The sequence below is a fragment of the Salmonella sp. NW884 genome (genome assembly GCF_051700745.1).
GTDB lineage: Bacteria > Pseudomonadota > Gammaproteobacteria > Enterobacterales > Enterobacteriaceae > Salmonella > Salmonella enterica.
The window spans coordinates 75,471-90,014 of the sequence record NZ_JAMMDE010000004.1 but is presented as its reverse complement, the minus strand read 5'-3'; the positions used below and the strand labels follow the sequence as shown (position 1 = coordinate 90,014).

Genomic DNA, 14,544 nt, shown 5'->3' with positions numbered 1-14,544 from the left:
ATGCTATTTATAAATACAAAATTTATATTAAAGATTTTTTCTTATTGTTCTTTCTTTAATTCGAGCGGCTTTAACATCCGCCTGATGAATCAACCCCGATTCTTTTTGCAAAATCTCTCGCAGGGGGAGAGAGAAATACTCACGCATAAACCGGAATATATCTCGCTGAGTCAGGCCAATATTCATTGAAGAAAAATAAAGCCCAATTAAATCTTTGTCACGCCAGCGAAGGGGAACGTGCTGACGTATCTGCGCGCGATGCAGGTCGATTACGGAGATTTTTAAATCCTCTTCGCGACCAGTGAAAGGTAAATGCAGAAGAAAGTGGCAAATATAACAGTCGCGATGGTTAATTCCCCCGGCGTGCATTTTACGTACCATAGTCGCAACACGCTTAATAATCATCCACTTCACCTGCGCGTCCGGTGGATTAACAGCCCAGTCAACACAGTAGTCTTCAAGGCTAATGGTAGGCGTTAAATCTTCGGTGATAATAAATGATGTTCTGGTTAGCGGGTTTACGCCTTTTTCACCAAAACCAACGCCGTGCATCGTATCAACGCCCAGCTCATGTAGACGATGAATGGCGTGCCATTCTCTGTCAGCGCCCAGAACAGGCATACGTAACGAAATCAGGTTCTTCACAATTTCTTTCAGCGAAGTGCCTTTATGCCACTTCAGGAAGTAGCTTTTGCCGTCCAGCTCAAACCGCAATGTTCGACGCGTCTCCAGTTCTCTGAACACTTCGCCCTGTAACGTTTTCACTTCCTCAAAAGCATCTTTACCGCGCCATAGTGTGGTTAACGGCGCTTTCAGCTCAACCATCTAAATCACCTGTGATAATATCTGCGGCCTTCTCCGGTAAGCTGTATAAATCCTGGGTATCAGCATAATACCGCGCATTTTCAGCCCAGGCGCTGCGTAAGGAAGGCTGTGTCAGCGCTCTGAGTAAAACCTCATTTAGCGCATCCTGGCGGAAAGGTTCCGTCATCGCTTCGCCACAGTTTGCATCCACAATATAATGTGCATAACCGCATACCGCGGTTGTCAGCACCGGCAAACCAGCAGTAATGGCTTCCAGCAAAACAATACCAGCAGCTTCCTGATAGGCTGGATGCAGTAAAAGGTCGGCTGCCGCCATTAACTCCGCAATATCATTACGTCCGGAGAAAAAATGCACATTCGTGCCGACGCCGCTTCTTTCAGCCAGTGCTGCAAACTTCTTCGGCTTATCCTGCCCGACAACATAGAGCACCGTATTTTGCCGTAAAGATTCGGGTAGCGATGCCAGCGCTTCAATAGAGCGATCCACACCTTTACGGGTAAAGTCAGACCCTACTTGCAACAGTAATTTTTGCTGTTCTGAGATACCATTTTTCTGACGATAAATTTGACGACTGTTCGGGATCTGTTGGCTATATTTTCTATCCGGGTAAATCCCCGGAGGAAGAATATGAAAACGCTCCGCCTCAGTCTGATAATGTTTTTGGAAGTCAGCAATCTGCTTATTCGTCAGCATTAATAGTTGCGTCTGCTTGCCGTGTTCAAACGTGGCGCGTTCAAAAGCAGCATAATGCCGATAGCGTGATGTCAGGCGATAGAAAAATCCTTTTTCCTGTGCAACTTTTTCGGCGTAACACACGTCTGCGGCGTAATACACATCAAGGCCTGGCATCTTATTGAACCCAACCACCCGATCGACAGGATGGTCGCGCAAATGGTGTTGCACCCAGGCATAATATTCTGCGTTACGACCGTGGTTCGTCCGGGATTTAACCGGCACGCGGATTAATTCAAAGTTATCCGGGCATTCCCCTTCCCATGACTGAGTATAAACACGAACCTGATGACCTCGCGCCGCCACGGTTTGAGCAATACGCATAAAATCACGCTGCAGACCGCCAAAAGGAAAATATTTATATAAGCAAAAGGCAACTCTCATAGCAGGCTGTCCAAATCTATGGGGCGTGCCTCATGCGGCAGCATTTTTTCCGTCGCGGCGATAACATCTTCAGCCGGAATCACGGAAAGGTATTTTTTATTACGATCAAGCTCATGCCGTTCAGGCATCGGCTGATAATTTCCTGCCCAAAACTGAATGATGTCGTCGGTCCAGGGACGCCAGAACACATGATCCGTCGCGCCGAAAAGGCAAATGACCGGCGTTTTGACTGCTGCGGCAATATGACCAGGGGCCGAATCAACGCCGATAAAGAGATCCGCATGGTCAATCAACGCGCCCAATTCAGGAAAGCGAGTTTTACCCGCCAGACCAGTAACCGGTTTTGTTTCACAGCCGCATGCAATAGCATCCACGCAGGCCATCTCGTCTGCGGCCGGGCCTGACGTCAGTACAACCTGATAACCGCGGCGCTGCACGGCATCAATAACCTGCGAGAATTTATCATTATCCCAGCACTTAAATAGCTGCCGTGCCGTAGGCTGAATAACAATATATTGTCGGGTCACACCAAGTTGTTTGAGCTGTTGTCGCATGTTTTCCCAATGTTCCGGGCGATAGCTCATGGTGGTTTCTGTGACATACTGTTTTAGCGCTAACGGCTTTAGCGCGGATAATGTGCGCTCAACAGCATGTTCTCCCGCATAAGGTACTAAATGCGTAAAGCTTTTTTTCCATAAAGCAGACTGACGATTACCGAAATCTTGCGAGATTTTTATTTTTGCGTTTAAAAAACGCACAATAAGCGCCACGCTCCACTGATCGGTGAGATTGACGACCAGATCATACGAGTTAGCACGCAATTTTTTGATTAACGATAGCGCGTTTTTGATCTTCTCTTTTGTTCCTGCGCCTTTGTTACTGATGCCGTAGAGTGCATTAATCTCCGGATTTTCCGACAATATCGGTATGGTGTTCTGGTAAAGAAGCACATCGATTTTTGCATCGGGATAATTCTGCTTCAGCGTGCTGATGACAGGAGTGGTAAGTAACATGTCTCCATGAAAACGCATTTTTATAATCAGAATTCTTCGAAATGGCTTTTCCACAAGCGACTCTTTGGTTGAAATTGTCCGGATAAATAAGCAGAAAAAAGCACGCTACCGCCCCAGGCTTCACAGCAACCCGATGGCTAATACCGCACTCATTTTAGATGCGCTAGTGTAACACTTCTTTCGCAGCAATCCGATACGAATAATTTTTATACACAATCATTTTTTTAATCATAAATTCAAAGAGATATTAATTTATCCCTCTCTTGTGAATGGTCATTCCCATTGTCTGGGGCGACAAGGGCGGCAAATTTCAATGGATTGCGTAAAAATGCAAAAATAATGGGGTTCAGCGCCTGGAATCCTCGCTTCTGAGCCAATTTGGCGCAAAAATGGGAAAAGTAATGGTAAAGCCCAGGCTAAATACATAGAATCCCCAGCACATCCATAAGTCAGCTATTTACTATGCTCGAATTGCTTTACACCGCTCTTCTCTACCTTATTCAGCCTCTGATCTGGATACGGCTTTGGGTGCGTGGACGTAAAGCGCCGGCCTATCGTAAACGCTGGGGTGAACGCTACGGATTCTACCGCCGTCCGTTGAAACCGGGCGGAATCATGCTGCATTCCGTCTCGGTGGGCGAAACTCTGGCGGCCATCCCATTGGTCCGCGCTCTACGTCATCGCTATCCCGATCTGCCTATTACCGTAACGACCATGACGCCGACCGGCTCGGAGCGCGTCCAGTCCGCCTTTGGCAACGATGTTCAGCACGTTTACTTGCCTTATGATTTGCCCGATGCGCTCAATCGTTTCCTCAATAAGATTGATCCTAAGCTGGTATTGATCATGGAGACTGAGCTCTGGCCAAATCTGATTGCTGCGCTGCACAAACGTCATATTCCGCTGGTTATCGCTAATGCGCGGCTTTCCGCCCGCTCCGCCGCGGGTTATGCGAAGCTTGGCAAGTTTGTCCGTACGCTCCTGCGCCGTATCACCCTTATTGCCGCGCAAAACGAAGAAGATGGCGAACGCTTTGTGGCATTGGGCGCGAAGAACAATCAGGTCACGGTCACCGGCAGTCTGAAATTTGATATTTCAGTTACGCCGCAACTGGCGGCTAAAGCCGTTACGCTACGTAGCCAGTGGGCGCCGCACCGTCCGGTCTGGATTGCCACCAGCACCCACGATGGCGAAGAGAGTATCGTTATCGCCGCTCACCAGGCGTTATTACATCAATTCCCGAATTTATTACTGATTCTGGTGCCCCGCCATCCGGAGCGTTTCCCGGATGCTATCAATCTTGTGCGTCAGGCAGGGTTAAGCTACATCACTCGCTCTTCGGGCGAAGTACCGTCCGCCAGCACCCAGGTCGTGGTAGGCGATACCATGGGCGAATTAATGTTGCTCTATGGCATTGCCGATCTCGCCTTTGTTGGTGGTTCGCTGGTTGAACGCGGCGGTCACAACCCGCTGGAGGCCGCCGCTCATGCGATTCCGGTACTGATGGGTCCGCATACCTTTAACTTTAAAGATATTTGCGCCCGTCTGGATCAGGCGAGCGGACTTATCACGATTACCGATGCGGCTACGCTGGCAAAAGAAGTTTCCTCTTTACTGACCGACGCTGATTATCGTAATTTCTACGGACGTCACGCAGTTGAAGTGCTGTATCAAAATCAGGGCGCGCTCCAGCGTCTGCTGCAACTGCTGGAACCTTATCTGCCACCGAAAACGCATTGAGGACTGTCATGCAAAAACGGGCGATTTATCCAGGTACGTTTGATCCGATTACTAACGGTCATCTCGATATTGTGACGCGCGCAACGCAGATGTTCGACCATGTCATTCTGGCCATCGCCGCCAGCCCCGGCAAGAAACCCATGTTCACCCTGGAGGAGCGTGTGGCGCTGGCGCAAAAAGCGACCGCACACCTGGGTAACGTAGAGGTGGTGGGCTTTAGCGACCTGATGGCCAATTTCGCCCGCGACAGACAGGCGAATATCCTGATTCGTGGTCTGCGCGCGGTGGCGGATTTTGAATATGAAATGCAGTTGGCGCATATGAATCGCCATCTGATGCCGCAACTGGAAAGCGTTTTCCTGATGCCGTCCAAAGAGTGGTCGTTTATTTCATCGTCGCTGGTCAAAGAAGTGGCGCGCCATCAGGGCGATGTGACCCACTTTCTGCCGGACAATGTGCATCAGGCGCTAATGGATAAGTTGAAATAAGTTTCCTTCCTTGCCGGGCCTGGCATTTTACTTCTGACAGTGACGGCAATAGAACGTCGCACGCTGTGCGTGTTTCGTTGCGACTATCGGCGTACCGCATACCCGACACGGCTCGCCTTTGCGCCCGTACACCTGCAACTCCTGCGCAAAATAGCCCGGTTTCCCATCGCTTTGCAGAAAATCCTTCAGCGTTGTCCCGCCTTGTTCAATAGAGCGCAGCAAAACGGCTTTAATCACCCGCGCCAGCAGGTCGCACTCCTCTGTCGAGAGTGACGACGCCAGGCGGTCAGGGTGAATACCAGCGGCAAACAGCGACTCGCTGGCGTAGATATTCCCCACGCCGACCACCAGCTTGTTATCCATCAGCCAGGGTTTAATCGCCGTCTTCTTCTTCGCGCATTTCTGCTGCAAATATTCGCCATTAAACTCATCGCTTAGCGGCTCCGGTCCCAGATGCGCCAGTACGTTATGCCCTTCCAGCTCTTTGGTCCATAACCAGGCGCCAAAGCGGCGAGGATCGGTATAACGTAGAATTTTGCCGTTGCTCATCACCAAATCGACATGGTCGTGCTTTTCCGCCGGCAGCGCTTCCGGCAGTATCCGCAAGCTTCCCGACATCCCCAGGTGAATAATTATCCAGCCGTCAGGCAGCTCCAGCAGTAGATATTTAGCACGACGCTGAACGCTAAGGACGGGTGTATCGCTCAGACGATAAATTTCATCTGAAACCGGCCAGCGCAGACGACCGTTACGGATATGGGCGTGCAGGATAGTAGCGCCAACTAAATGAGGTTCAATACCCCGGCGGCTGGTTTCAACTTCGGGTAATTCAGGCATAACGTCTCCGGCTGTGTGGCAGGTCTCATTAATATGGGGACGGCCAGAAAACAAAAAACCCCGCCGAAGCGAGGTTTTTGTTACATCAAAGCGAGAATTATTTGATTTTCGCTTCTTTGTAGATCACGTGCTGACGGACAACTGGATCGAATTTTTTCAGTTCCAGTTTTTCCGGCTTAGTACGTTTGTTCTTCGTCGTGGTATAGAAGTGACCAGTACCAGCAGAAGAAACCAGCTTGATTTTCTCACGAATACCTTTAGCCATGATTTATTTCCTCTTAGTACTTAGTACTTTTCGCCACGGGCACGCAGTTCAGACAGAACTGTTTCGATGCCTTTTTTATCGATGATACGCATACCTTTAGCAGATACACGCAGGGTGACAAAACGCTTCTCGCTCTCAACCCAGAAACGGTGAGAGTGCAGGTTAGGCAGGAAACGGCGTTTAGTCGCGTTCAGTGCGTGGGAACGGTTGTTACCGGTCACCGGACGCTTGCCAGTAACTTGGCAGACTCGGGACATGTCTATTCTCCAAAAATCAAATTAGCTCGAGCTTCGTATGGGGTATCGGCGCCTCGTCAGGCTTTACAGCCTGGTCATCGCGCAGTTCTATTGAACTCTCGATTGCCAGGCCCAAATGCCAAACCCGAGATTCTCAAAGGTGGCGTAGTATACGCTGACCCGGCGATATGCTCAAGTCCCGAACAGACAAAGATCCCGATGGATCGCGCAAAGAATCTTAAATCCAGCCGCGTTCGGCAAAAGAAACGTACTCTCCGCGCCCAATTATCAGGTGATCGAGCACCCGGATATCCATAAACTGGCAACACTTTATCACGCGCTCAGTGATAAGTTTATCTGCTTTACTTGGCTCTGCGCAGCCTGAAGGGTGGTTATGCGCCAGAATGACCGCTGAAGCATTGAGTTTAATCGCTTCCCGAACAATCTCACGCGGATGCACCTCTACGTGGTTAAGCGTGCCGGAAAACAGGCGGCTGTGCTGAAGCACCCGGTGCTGGGCATCAAGGAAGATCACCAGAAAGATCTCACGCTCTTCGCCCGTCAGTTGGCTTTGCAGAAATTCCCGCGTCATTTCCGGACTCAGCAACGCACTTTCCTCATTCATGCGCACGCTGTAATAGCGCCTTGCCAGCTCAGCAATGCCTTTCAACTGCGCGAATTTCGCCAGGCCGATGCCGTTTACGCCGCGAAACTGCGCAAAGTCCGCCGACAGCAGGCCATACAGCGACCCAAAGTGCTGCAATATCTCTTTTGCCAACGTCATAACATCTTTTCCCGGCGTGCCGGTACGTAAAAAAAGCGCCAGCAGTTCCACGTCGCTGAGGGAAGCAATGCCGGATCTGAGCATTTTTTCACGCGGCAATAATTCGTCCAACGTATCCATACGCGCACCTCCTTTTTTAAGGAAGCGGCATAGTGGCACAGCCTTTGGGAGAGATCGACGCCCCGATTTTGTTCTTGCGTAGCGCCTCGCAAAGTGGAGCGCAGGCAAAGACACGACGCCGTAGAGATTGTGATAAAATAGCCGCCTTTCAAAGTCACCCAACAGGAAAGACATGATGAGCCTGGCCGGTAAAAAAATTGTTCTCGGCGTTAGCGGCGGTATCGCTGCGTATAAAACGCCGGAGCTGGTGCGCCGTTTACGTGAGCGCGGCGCTGACGTGCGCGTGGCAATGACCGAGGCGGCAAAAGCCTTTATTACCCCCCTGAGCTTACAGGCCGTGTCGGGCTATCCCGTATCCGACAGTCTGCTTGACCCTGCCGCCGAAGCTGCGATGGGGCATATCGAGTTGGGGAAATGGGCCGACCTGGTGATTCTTGCCCCCGCGACCGCCGATCTGATCGCCCGTGTAGCATCGGGTATGGCTAATGATTTAGTCTCCACCATCTGCCTGGCGACGCCAGCCCCGGTGGCCGTTCTTCCGGCCATGAACCAACAGATGTACCGCGCTGCCGCCACGCAACATAATCTGGAGGTGCTCGCCTCTCGCGGCCTGTTCATTTGGGGGCCGGATAGCGGCAGTCAGGCGTGCGGCGACGTAGGCCCAGGCCGAATGCTGGACCCATTAGTTATCGTTGATAAGGCCGCCGCGCATTTCGCCGCCGTCAACGATCTGCGACATCTTAATATCATGATTACGGCAGGCCCGACGCGCGAACCGCTCGACCCGGTGCGTTATATTTCCAACCACAGCTCCGGTAAAATGGGCTTCGCTATTGCGGCGGCCGCCGCGCGTCGCGGCGCAAATGTCACGCTGGTCTCCGGTCCCGTTTCGTTACCAACGCCGCCTTTTGTAAAACGGGTTGATGTCATAACCGCGCTGGACATGGAAGCCGCTGTTCAGGCCGCCGTTCAACAGCAGCACATTTTCATTAGCTGCGCCGCCGTGGCTGACTATCGCGCAGAGACTATCGCCAGTGAAAAAATCAAAAAACAGGCGGCGCAAGGTGATGAATTACTAATAAAAATGGTCAAAAACCCGGACATTGTCGCCGGGGTGGCCGCACTCAGTGACAATCGACCCTACGTTGTTGGGTTTGCCGCGGAAACGAATAATGTGGAAGAATACGCCCGGCAAAAACGTATCCGTAAGAACCTTGACCTGATTTGTGCAAATGATGTTTCTCTTTCAAATCAGGGATTTAATAGCGATAAAAACGCTTTACACCTTTTCTGGCAGGATGGAGATAAAGTCTTACCGCTTGAGCGGAAAGAACTCCTGGGCCAATTATTACTCGACGAGATCGTGACCCGTTATGATGAAAAAAATCGACGTTAAGATTCTGGACCCGCGTGTTGGTCAGCAGTTTCCGCTGCCGACTTATGCTACTTCTGGTTCTGCCGGGCTTGACCTGCGCGCCTGTCTCGACGACGCCGTAGAACTGGCGCCTGGCGCAACGACGTTGGTACCTACCGGACTGGCCATTCATATCGCCGATCCATCACTGGCGGCAGTCATGTTGCCGCGTTCGGGCCTGGGCCATAAACATGGTATCGTGCTGGGCAACCTGGTCGGGCTGATTGATTCCGATTATCAGGGGCAACTGATGGTTTCGATCTGGAACCGTGGTCAGGACAGTTTTACCATTGAACCGGGCGAACGTATCGCGCAAATGGTGTTTGTTCCGGTCGTTCAGGCCGAATTTAATCTGGTGGAAGCATTTGACGCCACCGAACGTGGCGAGGGCGGCTTCGGTCATTCTGGCCGTAAGTAAATTTTACGCATCCCCATAACGTCATAATACTGCCGCAAGCGCTGAGTTTGCGGTTATAGCGTGGGTGCTCGCCTGGCAAGTGCTTATTTTCAGGGGTATTTTGTAACATGGCAGAAAAACAAACTGCGAAAAGGAATCGTCGCGAAGAAATACTTCAGTCACTGGCGCTGATGCTTGAATCCAGCGATGGAAGCCAACGCATCACGACGGCAAAACTGGCGGCCTCGGTCGGCGTTTCCGAAGCGGCGCTATACCGCCATTTTCCCAGCAAGACCCGCATGTTCGATAGCCTGATTGAGTTTATCGAAGATAGTCTGATTACCCGTATCAATCTGATTTTAAAAGATGAAAAAAACACCAGCACGCGTTTGCGCCTGATTGTGTTGCTGATTCTGGGTTTTGGCGAACGCAACCCTGGCCTGACGCGCATTCTTACCGGGCACGCGCTGATGTTTGAACAGGATCGCCTGCAGGGGCGCATTAATCAGCTTTTTGAACGCATCGAAGCGCAGCTCCGCCAGGTGCTACGAGAAAAAAGAATGCGTGAAGGCGAAGGCTACACGACGGATGAAAATCTGCTGGCAAGCCAGCTGTTAGCCTTCTGTGAAGGTATGCTTTCACGGTTCGTGCGTAGCGAATTTAAATACCGCCCAACGGACGATTTCGACGCCCGCTGGCCGCTCATTGCCGCTCAGCTACAGTAACGCTGACTGGATAGTGGCTCACGCCTTATCCAGGCGACAGAAACATAGGCCCGGTAAAGCGCCACCGGGCAATTCGCTTACACGCCAAATTCTTCCCGGTATGCTCGCACAGCCGCCAGATGCTCAGCCATATCAGGTTTTTCTTCCAGATAGGCAATCAGGTCTTTCAGCGTAATGATGGAGATAACCTTACAGCCATAGTCGCGCTCCACTTCCTGAATCGCGGAAATCTCGCCGCGGCCACGTTCCTGACGATCCAACGAAATCAGTACGCCAGCCAGCGTAGCCCCGTGCGCCTGAATAATCTCCATCGACTCGCGAATCGCCGTACCTGCGGTAATCACGTCATCCACCAGCATCACGCGGCCCTGTAGCGCGCTGCCCACCAGACTCCCGCCTTCACCATGATCTTTTGCCTCTTTGCGGTTAAAGCAGTACGGCAGGTCTTTATCGTGATGTTCCGCCAGCGCAACCGCCGTCGTCGTCGCGATCGGAATACCTTTGTACGCGGGGCCAAACAGCAGATCAAATTCAATACCGGAATCCACCAGCGCTTCGGCATAAAAACGGCCTAACAACGCCAGGTCGCGCCCGGTATTAAACAGCCCGGCGTTGAAGAAATAGGGGCTTTTGCGCCCGGATTTCAGCGTAAACTCGCCAAACTTTAGTACCTGCTTGTTAAGCGCAAACTCAATAAACTGGCGCTGATACGGTTTCATGGATTCGCTCCTTTTCTTACTTTCATCATTTACGAAATTTACGGACAAAAAAAAGGCGACTTTTCAGTCGCCTTAAAATCAATTTTCTAACGCCGCCTTCTGCGTCGCCACAATGGATTCAATTCCCCCTCGGGCCAGCGCCAACAAAGTGAGAAGTTCTTCATGGCTGAACGGCTCGCCTTCCGCGGTACCCTGTACTTCAATAATGCGGCCGTCTTCAGTCATCACGACGTTCATGTCGGTTTCTGCGGCGGAATCTTCAACATATTCCAGATCGCAGATCGCTTCGCCGTTAACGATGCCTACGGAAACCGCCGCCACCATGCCTTTCATCGGGTTGGTTTTCAGCTTACCGTTGGCAACCAATTTATTCAGCGCATCCGCCAACGCCACGCAGGCGCCGGTAATAGACGCTGTACGCGTACCGCCATCGGCCTGGATTACATCGCAGTCCAGCGTAATGGTAAATTCGCCGAGCGTTTTCAGATCGACCGCCGCACGCAGCGCACGCGCGATCAAACGCTGAATTTCCATAGTACGGCCGCCCTGCTTACCCTTTGCTGCTTCACGCGCATTACGGGTATGGGTAGCGCGAGGCAACATGCCATACTCTGCGGTGATCCACCCCTGGCCTTGTCCTTTCAGAAAACGTGGGACGCCTTCTTCAATGGAGGCGGTGCACAACACTTTGGTATCTCCAAATTCGACCAGTACCGAGCCTTCAGCGTGTTTTGTATAGTTACGGGTCAGGGTTACGGGACGCACCTGATTAGCGCTACGGCCTGCTGGACGCATATTGAGATCTCCGGCTTAAAACGAATGTGGCTGCGCATTATACGGACTTCCGATGGTTATTCCTATCCTGACAAGGCATGGATAGCTATAATCCCCTCATCTCTCCTTTAAAAACGGGAACATCTATGATCCGCAGTATGACCGCCTACGCCCGGCGTGAAATCAAGGGTGAATGGGGTAGCGCGACCTGGGAAATGCGCTCGGTAAACCAGCGTTATCTGGAAACTTACTTTCGTCTGCCGGAACAGTTCCGTAGTCTTGAACCCGTCGTGCGCGAACGCATTCGTACACGCCTGACGCGCGGCAAAGTCGAATGTATGCTGCGTTTTGAACCCGATGCCAGCGCGCAAGGCGAGCTTATTCTGAATGAAAAGCTCGCGAAACAATTAGTTAGCGCCGCAAACTGGGTCAAAATGCAGAGCGACGAAGGGGAAATCAATCCGGTTGATATTTTGCGCTGGCCAGGTGTCATGGCGGCGCAAGAGCAGGATCTGGACGCGATTGCCGCAGAAATTTTAGCCGCCCTGGACGGTACGCTGGATGACTTTATCGTGGCGCGTGAAACGGAAGGCCAGGCGCTGAAAGCGCTGATTGAACAACGTCTGGAAGGCGTCAGCGCCGAAGTTGCGAAAGTCCGCGCGCATATGCCAGAAATCCTGCAATGGCAGCGTGAACGCCTGGTCGCGAAGCTGGAAGATGCTCAGGTTCAGTTGGAAAACAACCGTCTGGAGCAAGAGCTGGTGATGATGGCGCAACGCATTGATGTGGCGGAAGAGCTGGATCGTCTCGAAGCACACGTCAAAGAGACTTACAACATTCTGAAGAAAAAAGAGGCGGTAGGTCGCCGTCTGGACTTCATGATGCAAGAATTTAACCGTGAGTCGAACACCCTGGCCTCCAAATCCATCAACGCTGATGTAACTAACTCCGCTATTGAATTAAAAGTGTTGATCGAGCAAATGCGCGAGCAGATCCAGAATATTGAATAATTCTGGCGCTCAATATGTCACAGAGCCCGCCTTATGCGGGCTCTCGCGTTTATCGGTAGTACGTTTTTAATTTCCGGCGAATAGCGTCGATAAGGCGCCGCTTCCACTCTACCGTTGAAGCCCGATACTGCATAAAAATAGCGCCTTCCGCCTGCTCCCCGGCAAGCGGCAGGACAAAAAGACCGCGCTTATCGGATAAATTTTCATACCAGGGGCGCGGTACAATCGCCATTAGCGGCGCCGACTGGACAGCAGGCGCCAGTTGACTGTAATCATGACAAACAAACGCCAGCGGACGTTCAAACCCGGCACGAGCCTGCTGCCTGTCCAGTTCGTTGTTCTCTTTTGTCCACGGCAAACAGTAAATGTGTTGATAATGCTGTAGATCAGCAAAATTCAACGCTGTGGCATTCTCCAGGCGTGAACGCAATGGCGCGCCATAAACCGCGATCAAACGCGTCGTCCCCACCCGCTCGTAATGCAGAGCGCTGACCTGCTTTTGATGGTCGCCAATTGCCAGCACCAAATCAACCGAGCTATCCAACAGTTCATCACGCCAGGGTCGGCGGGCAAAAGGAAGGCACTCGATCATCGCCTGATGAAGATGACCTTTCTCTGCGAGAACGGGCGTAAGCAGCGCGTTCAATGCGGGAGGAAGTACCACCCGAAAACAACGGGAGCCGTTCTCTTTATCGCCAAACAGCTCCTCATTAAGCGAAACAAACACAGGCGCCAATTTGTCACGCAGTGCCTGCGCATAAGGCGTAGCAATCTGGCGGTTCCCTTCCCGTCGAAACAACGGATCGTTTAGCGCATCGCGCAATCTCATTAGCGCATGACTTACCGCAGAAGGCGATAAAGCCAGCTTTTGCGCCGTTTTCCCCGTAGAGCTCGTCTCCAGCAGCACATACAGTACTTTTAACAGGTTCATATCCATTTGCAGCAAGTTCATTAAACGTCTCTCTTATTGAACCTGGCTAAATTACTGCCAGGTATACTGCGGGCGCTTCAATCAGGAGAACATTATGAATCGCTATGCATTATTCCTTGTATGTATATTTTCAACATCAGCACTTCCTGCCATGGCGGCATTAGATCCTTCACAACCGTTATCACCCGCGCCTCCGTTATCACTGTTTAAAGCGTGGGCTAAGCCTATAAAGCCGTTTCAAATCACAGAAGGCGTGTGGTATGTCGGTACGAAAAATCTCTCTTCTATTCTGCTGACCACTCCGGCAGGGCATATTCTTATTGATGCGGGGCTGGATGAAAGCGCACCGCAAATTAAAGCGAATATTGAAGCGGCAGGATTCCGCCTCACAGACGTGCGCTATCTGTTGAACAGCCATGCGCGGCTGGATCAAGCGGGGGGCATGGCACGTTTGAAAGCGTGGAGCGGCGCACAATTGGTCGCCAGCCAACCCAACGCCGATCAGATGGCGAGGGGTGGACGACAGGATTTTGCGCTTGGCGATGCGCTCCCCTTCCCGCCCGTCACCACCGATAAAATTATCCACAACCAGGAAAGCATCAGCCTCGGAGGGATAACCGTGACAGCACTATTCACGCCTGGACATCTGCCCGGCTCAACTTCCTGGCGCGTAACGCTCCGCAACGGCAAGACGCTAATTTACGCAGATAGTCTCGCCACACCTGACTATCTGCTGATTAACAACAAAAATTACCCTGACCTGGTTACTGATATTCAGAGCAGCTTTAAGACACTGGCCGCCCAGCATGTTGATATCTTTATTGCCAACAAAGGTGACCGCTTCGGGCTACTGGAGAAACGACAGCAACTTCGCAACGGCGATACACAGGCCTTCTTTGATTCCAATGGCTTGCAACAGTATGTGGAACGCTCGCGCCAGCGCTTCATCACACAACTTACCGCACAGCAGCCATAATGAAATGATTCACCGGCGGCGCGTCCAGGGCGCCGTTCTTTTAAATTATCTAAGTCAAAACAGAAAAACCTCGCATACAATAAACCACAAAAATGATGTTCAATTTATTGATATTTATAATAAATAATTATTAATCATAAATTTAAAATCATTACTAAAATTTATTAATCGTG

Annotated in this window: 17 protein-coding genes; 7 read left to right on the top strand and 10 right to left on the bottom strand. The window is 51.3% G+C overall.

All coding sequences use genetic code 11. The features are described from left to right. Positions 1-27: 27 nt before the first annotated feature. The 3 genes from rfaP to rfaQ are packed head-to-tail and all read right to left on the bottom strand — an operon-like array spanning position 28 to position 3,009. A complete protein-coding gene (rfaP, locus tag NA197_RS11080) occupies positions 28-825 on the bottom strand; it encodes a lipopolysaccharide core heptose(I) kinase RfaP (RefSeq protein ID WP_023227678.1) in 798 nt (265 codons plus the stop codon). After that, entirely contained in the window at positions 818-1,942 is a 1,125-nt protein-coding gene (locus NA197_RS11075; RefSeq protein WP_001261583.1) for a glycosyltransferase family 4 protein, read from the bottom strand. Before NA197_RS11075 ends, rfaP begins: the two co-directional genes overlap by 8 nt. Continuing rightward, positions 1,939-3,009 (bottom strand): lipopolysaccharide core heptosyltransferase RfaQ, encoded by a 1,071-nt coding sequence (gene rfaQ / locus NA197_RS11070; protein WP_074181599.1) that lies wholly within the window; start codon positions 3,007-3,009, stop codon positions 1,939-1,941. Before rfaQ ends, NA197_RS11075 begins: the two co-directional genes overlap by 4 nt. A 408-nt stretch (positions 3,010-3,417) precedes the next feature. On the opposite strand from rfaQ, the gene waaA reads away from it, so the two are divergent. After that, positions 3,418-4,695 (top strand): lipid IV(A) 3-deoxy-D-manno-octulosonic acid transferase, encoded by a 1,278-nt coding sequence (gene waaA, locus NA197_RS11065; protein WP_000891583.1) that lies wholly within the window; start codon positions 3,418-3,420, stop codon positions 4,693-4,695. An 8-nt stretch (positions 4,696-4,703) separates the two neighbouring features. Then, the gene (coaD, locus tag NA197_RS11060) at positions 4,704-5,183 is read left to right on the top strand and encodes a pantetheine-phosphate adenylyltransferase (RefSeq protein ID WP_001171887.1); all 480 of its coding nucleotides are present in this window, start codon (positions 4,704-4,706) and stop codon (positions 5,181-5,183) included. Between the two features lie 27 nt (positions 5,184-5,210). On the opposite strand, the gene mutM is transcribed toward coaD, so the two are convergent. The 4 genes from mutM to radC all read right to left on the bottom strand — a co-directional run bounded on the left by mutM (position 5,211) and on the right by radC (position 7,425). Then, positions 5,211-6,020, bottom strand: a complete 810-nt coding sequence (mutM, locus tag NA197_RS11055; RefSeq protein ID WP_001114508.1) for a bifunctional DNA-formamidopyrimidine glycosylase/DNA-(apurinic or apyrimidinic site) lyase — start codon at positions 6,018-6,020, stop codon at positions 5,211-5,213. A 97-nt stretch (positions 6,021-6,117) separates the two neighbouring features. Further along, complete coding sequence (gene rpmG / locus NA197_RS11050; RefSeq protein ID WP_001051798.1) at positions 6,118-6,285, bottom strand: 50S ribosomal protein L33; 168 nt, start codon at positions 6,283-6,285, stop codon at positions 6,118-6,120. A gap of 20 nt (positions 6,286-6,305) precedes the next feature. Further along, positions 6,306-6,542, bottom strand: coding sequence for a 50S ribosomal protein L28 (gene rpmB / locus NA197_RS11045; protein WP_001519051.1), 237 nt, complete (start codon positions 6,540-6,542; stop codon positions 6,306-6,308). A 217-nt stretch (positions 6,543-6,759) separates the two neighbouring features. Continuing rightward, positions 6,760-7,425, bottom strand: a complete 666-nt coding sequence (gene radC / locus NA197_RS11040; protein WP_000380129.1) for a RadC family protein — start codon at positions 7,423-7,425, stop codon at positions 6,760-6,762. Between the two features lie 175 nt (positions 7,426-7,600). Between radC and coaBC the strand changes: the two genes are divergently transcribed. The 3 genes from coaBC (at position 7,601) to slmA (ending at position 9,961) form a co-directional block, all read left to right on the top strand. After that, positions 7,601-8,821, top strand: a complete 1,221-nt coding sequence (gene coaBC / locus NA197_RS11035; RefSeq protein WP_000050176.1) for a bifunctional phosphopantothenoylcysteine decarboxylase/phosphopantothenate--cysteine ligase CoaBC — start codon at positions 7,601-7,603, stop codon at positions 8,819-8,821. Continuing rightward, on the top strand, positions 8,799-9,257 hold the full coding sequence (gene dut, locus NA197_RS11030) for a dUTP diphosphatase (RefSeq protein WP_000976078.1): 459 nt from the start codon (positions 8,799-8,801) through the stop codon (positions 9,255-9,257). The genes coaBC and dut overlap by 23 nt, the downstream gene beginning before the upstream one ends. Positions 9,258-9,364: 107 nt before the next feature. Next, entirely contained in the window at positions 9,365-9,961 is a 597-nt protein-coding gene (slmA, locus tag NA197_RS11025) for a nucleoid occlusion factor SlmA (RefSeq protein ID WP_000818607.1), read from the top strand. 77 nt (positions 9,962-10,038) lie between these two features. Here the strand turns inward: slmA and pyrE are convergent, their stop codons facing one another. Beyond that, on the bottom strand, positions 10,039-10,680 hold the full coding sequence (gene pyrE, locus NA197_RS11020; protein ID WP_000806167.1) for an orotate phosphoribosyltransferase: 642 nt from the start codon (positions 10,678-10,680) through the stop codon (positions 10,039-10,041). A gap of 78 nt (positions 10,681-10,758) precedes the next feature. After that, positions 10,759-11,475 carry a ribonuclease PH gene (gene rph / locus NA197_RS11015; protein ID WP_001247078.1) on the bottom strand — a complete coding sequence of 239 codons (717 nt, stop codon included), beginning with the start codon at positions 11,473-11,475 and terminating at the stop codon, positions 10,759-10,761. 125 nt (positions 11,476-11,600) lie between these two features. Here rph and NA197_RS11010 point away from each other — a divergent pair, with 125 nt between their 5' ends. Beyond that, positions 11,601-12,464 (top strand): YicC/YloC family endoribonuclease, encoded by an 864-nt coding sequence (locus tag NA197_RS11010; protein WP_000621352.1) that lies wholly within the window; start codon positions 11,601-11,603, stop codon positions 12,462-12,464. Positions 12,465-12,513: 49 nt separating this feature from the next. On the opposite strand, the gene NA197_RS11005 is transcribed toward NA197_RS11010, so the two are convergent. Then, on the bottom strand, positions 12,514-13,416 hold the full coding sequence (locus tag NA197_RS11005; protein WP_064043161.1) for a LysR family transcriptional regulator: 903 nt from the start codon (positions 13,414-13,416) through the stop codon (positions 12,514-12,516). 73 nt (positions 13,417-13,489) lie between these two features. Between NA197_RS11005 and NA197_RS11000 the strand changes: the two genes are divergently transcribed. After that, complete coding sequence (locus tag NA197_RS11000) at positions 13,490-14,371, top strand: HARLDQ motif MBL-fold protein (protein WP_064043162.1); 882 nt, start codon at positions 13,490-13,492, stop codon at positions 14,369-14,371. Positions 14,372-14,544: the final 173 nt, after the last annotated feature.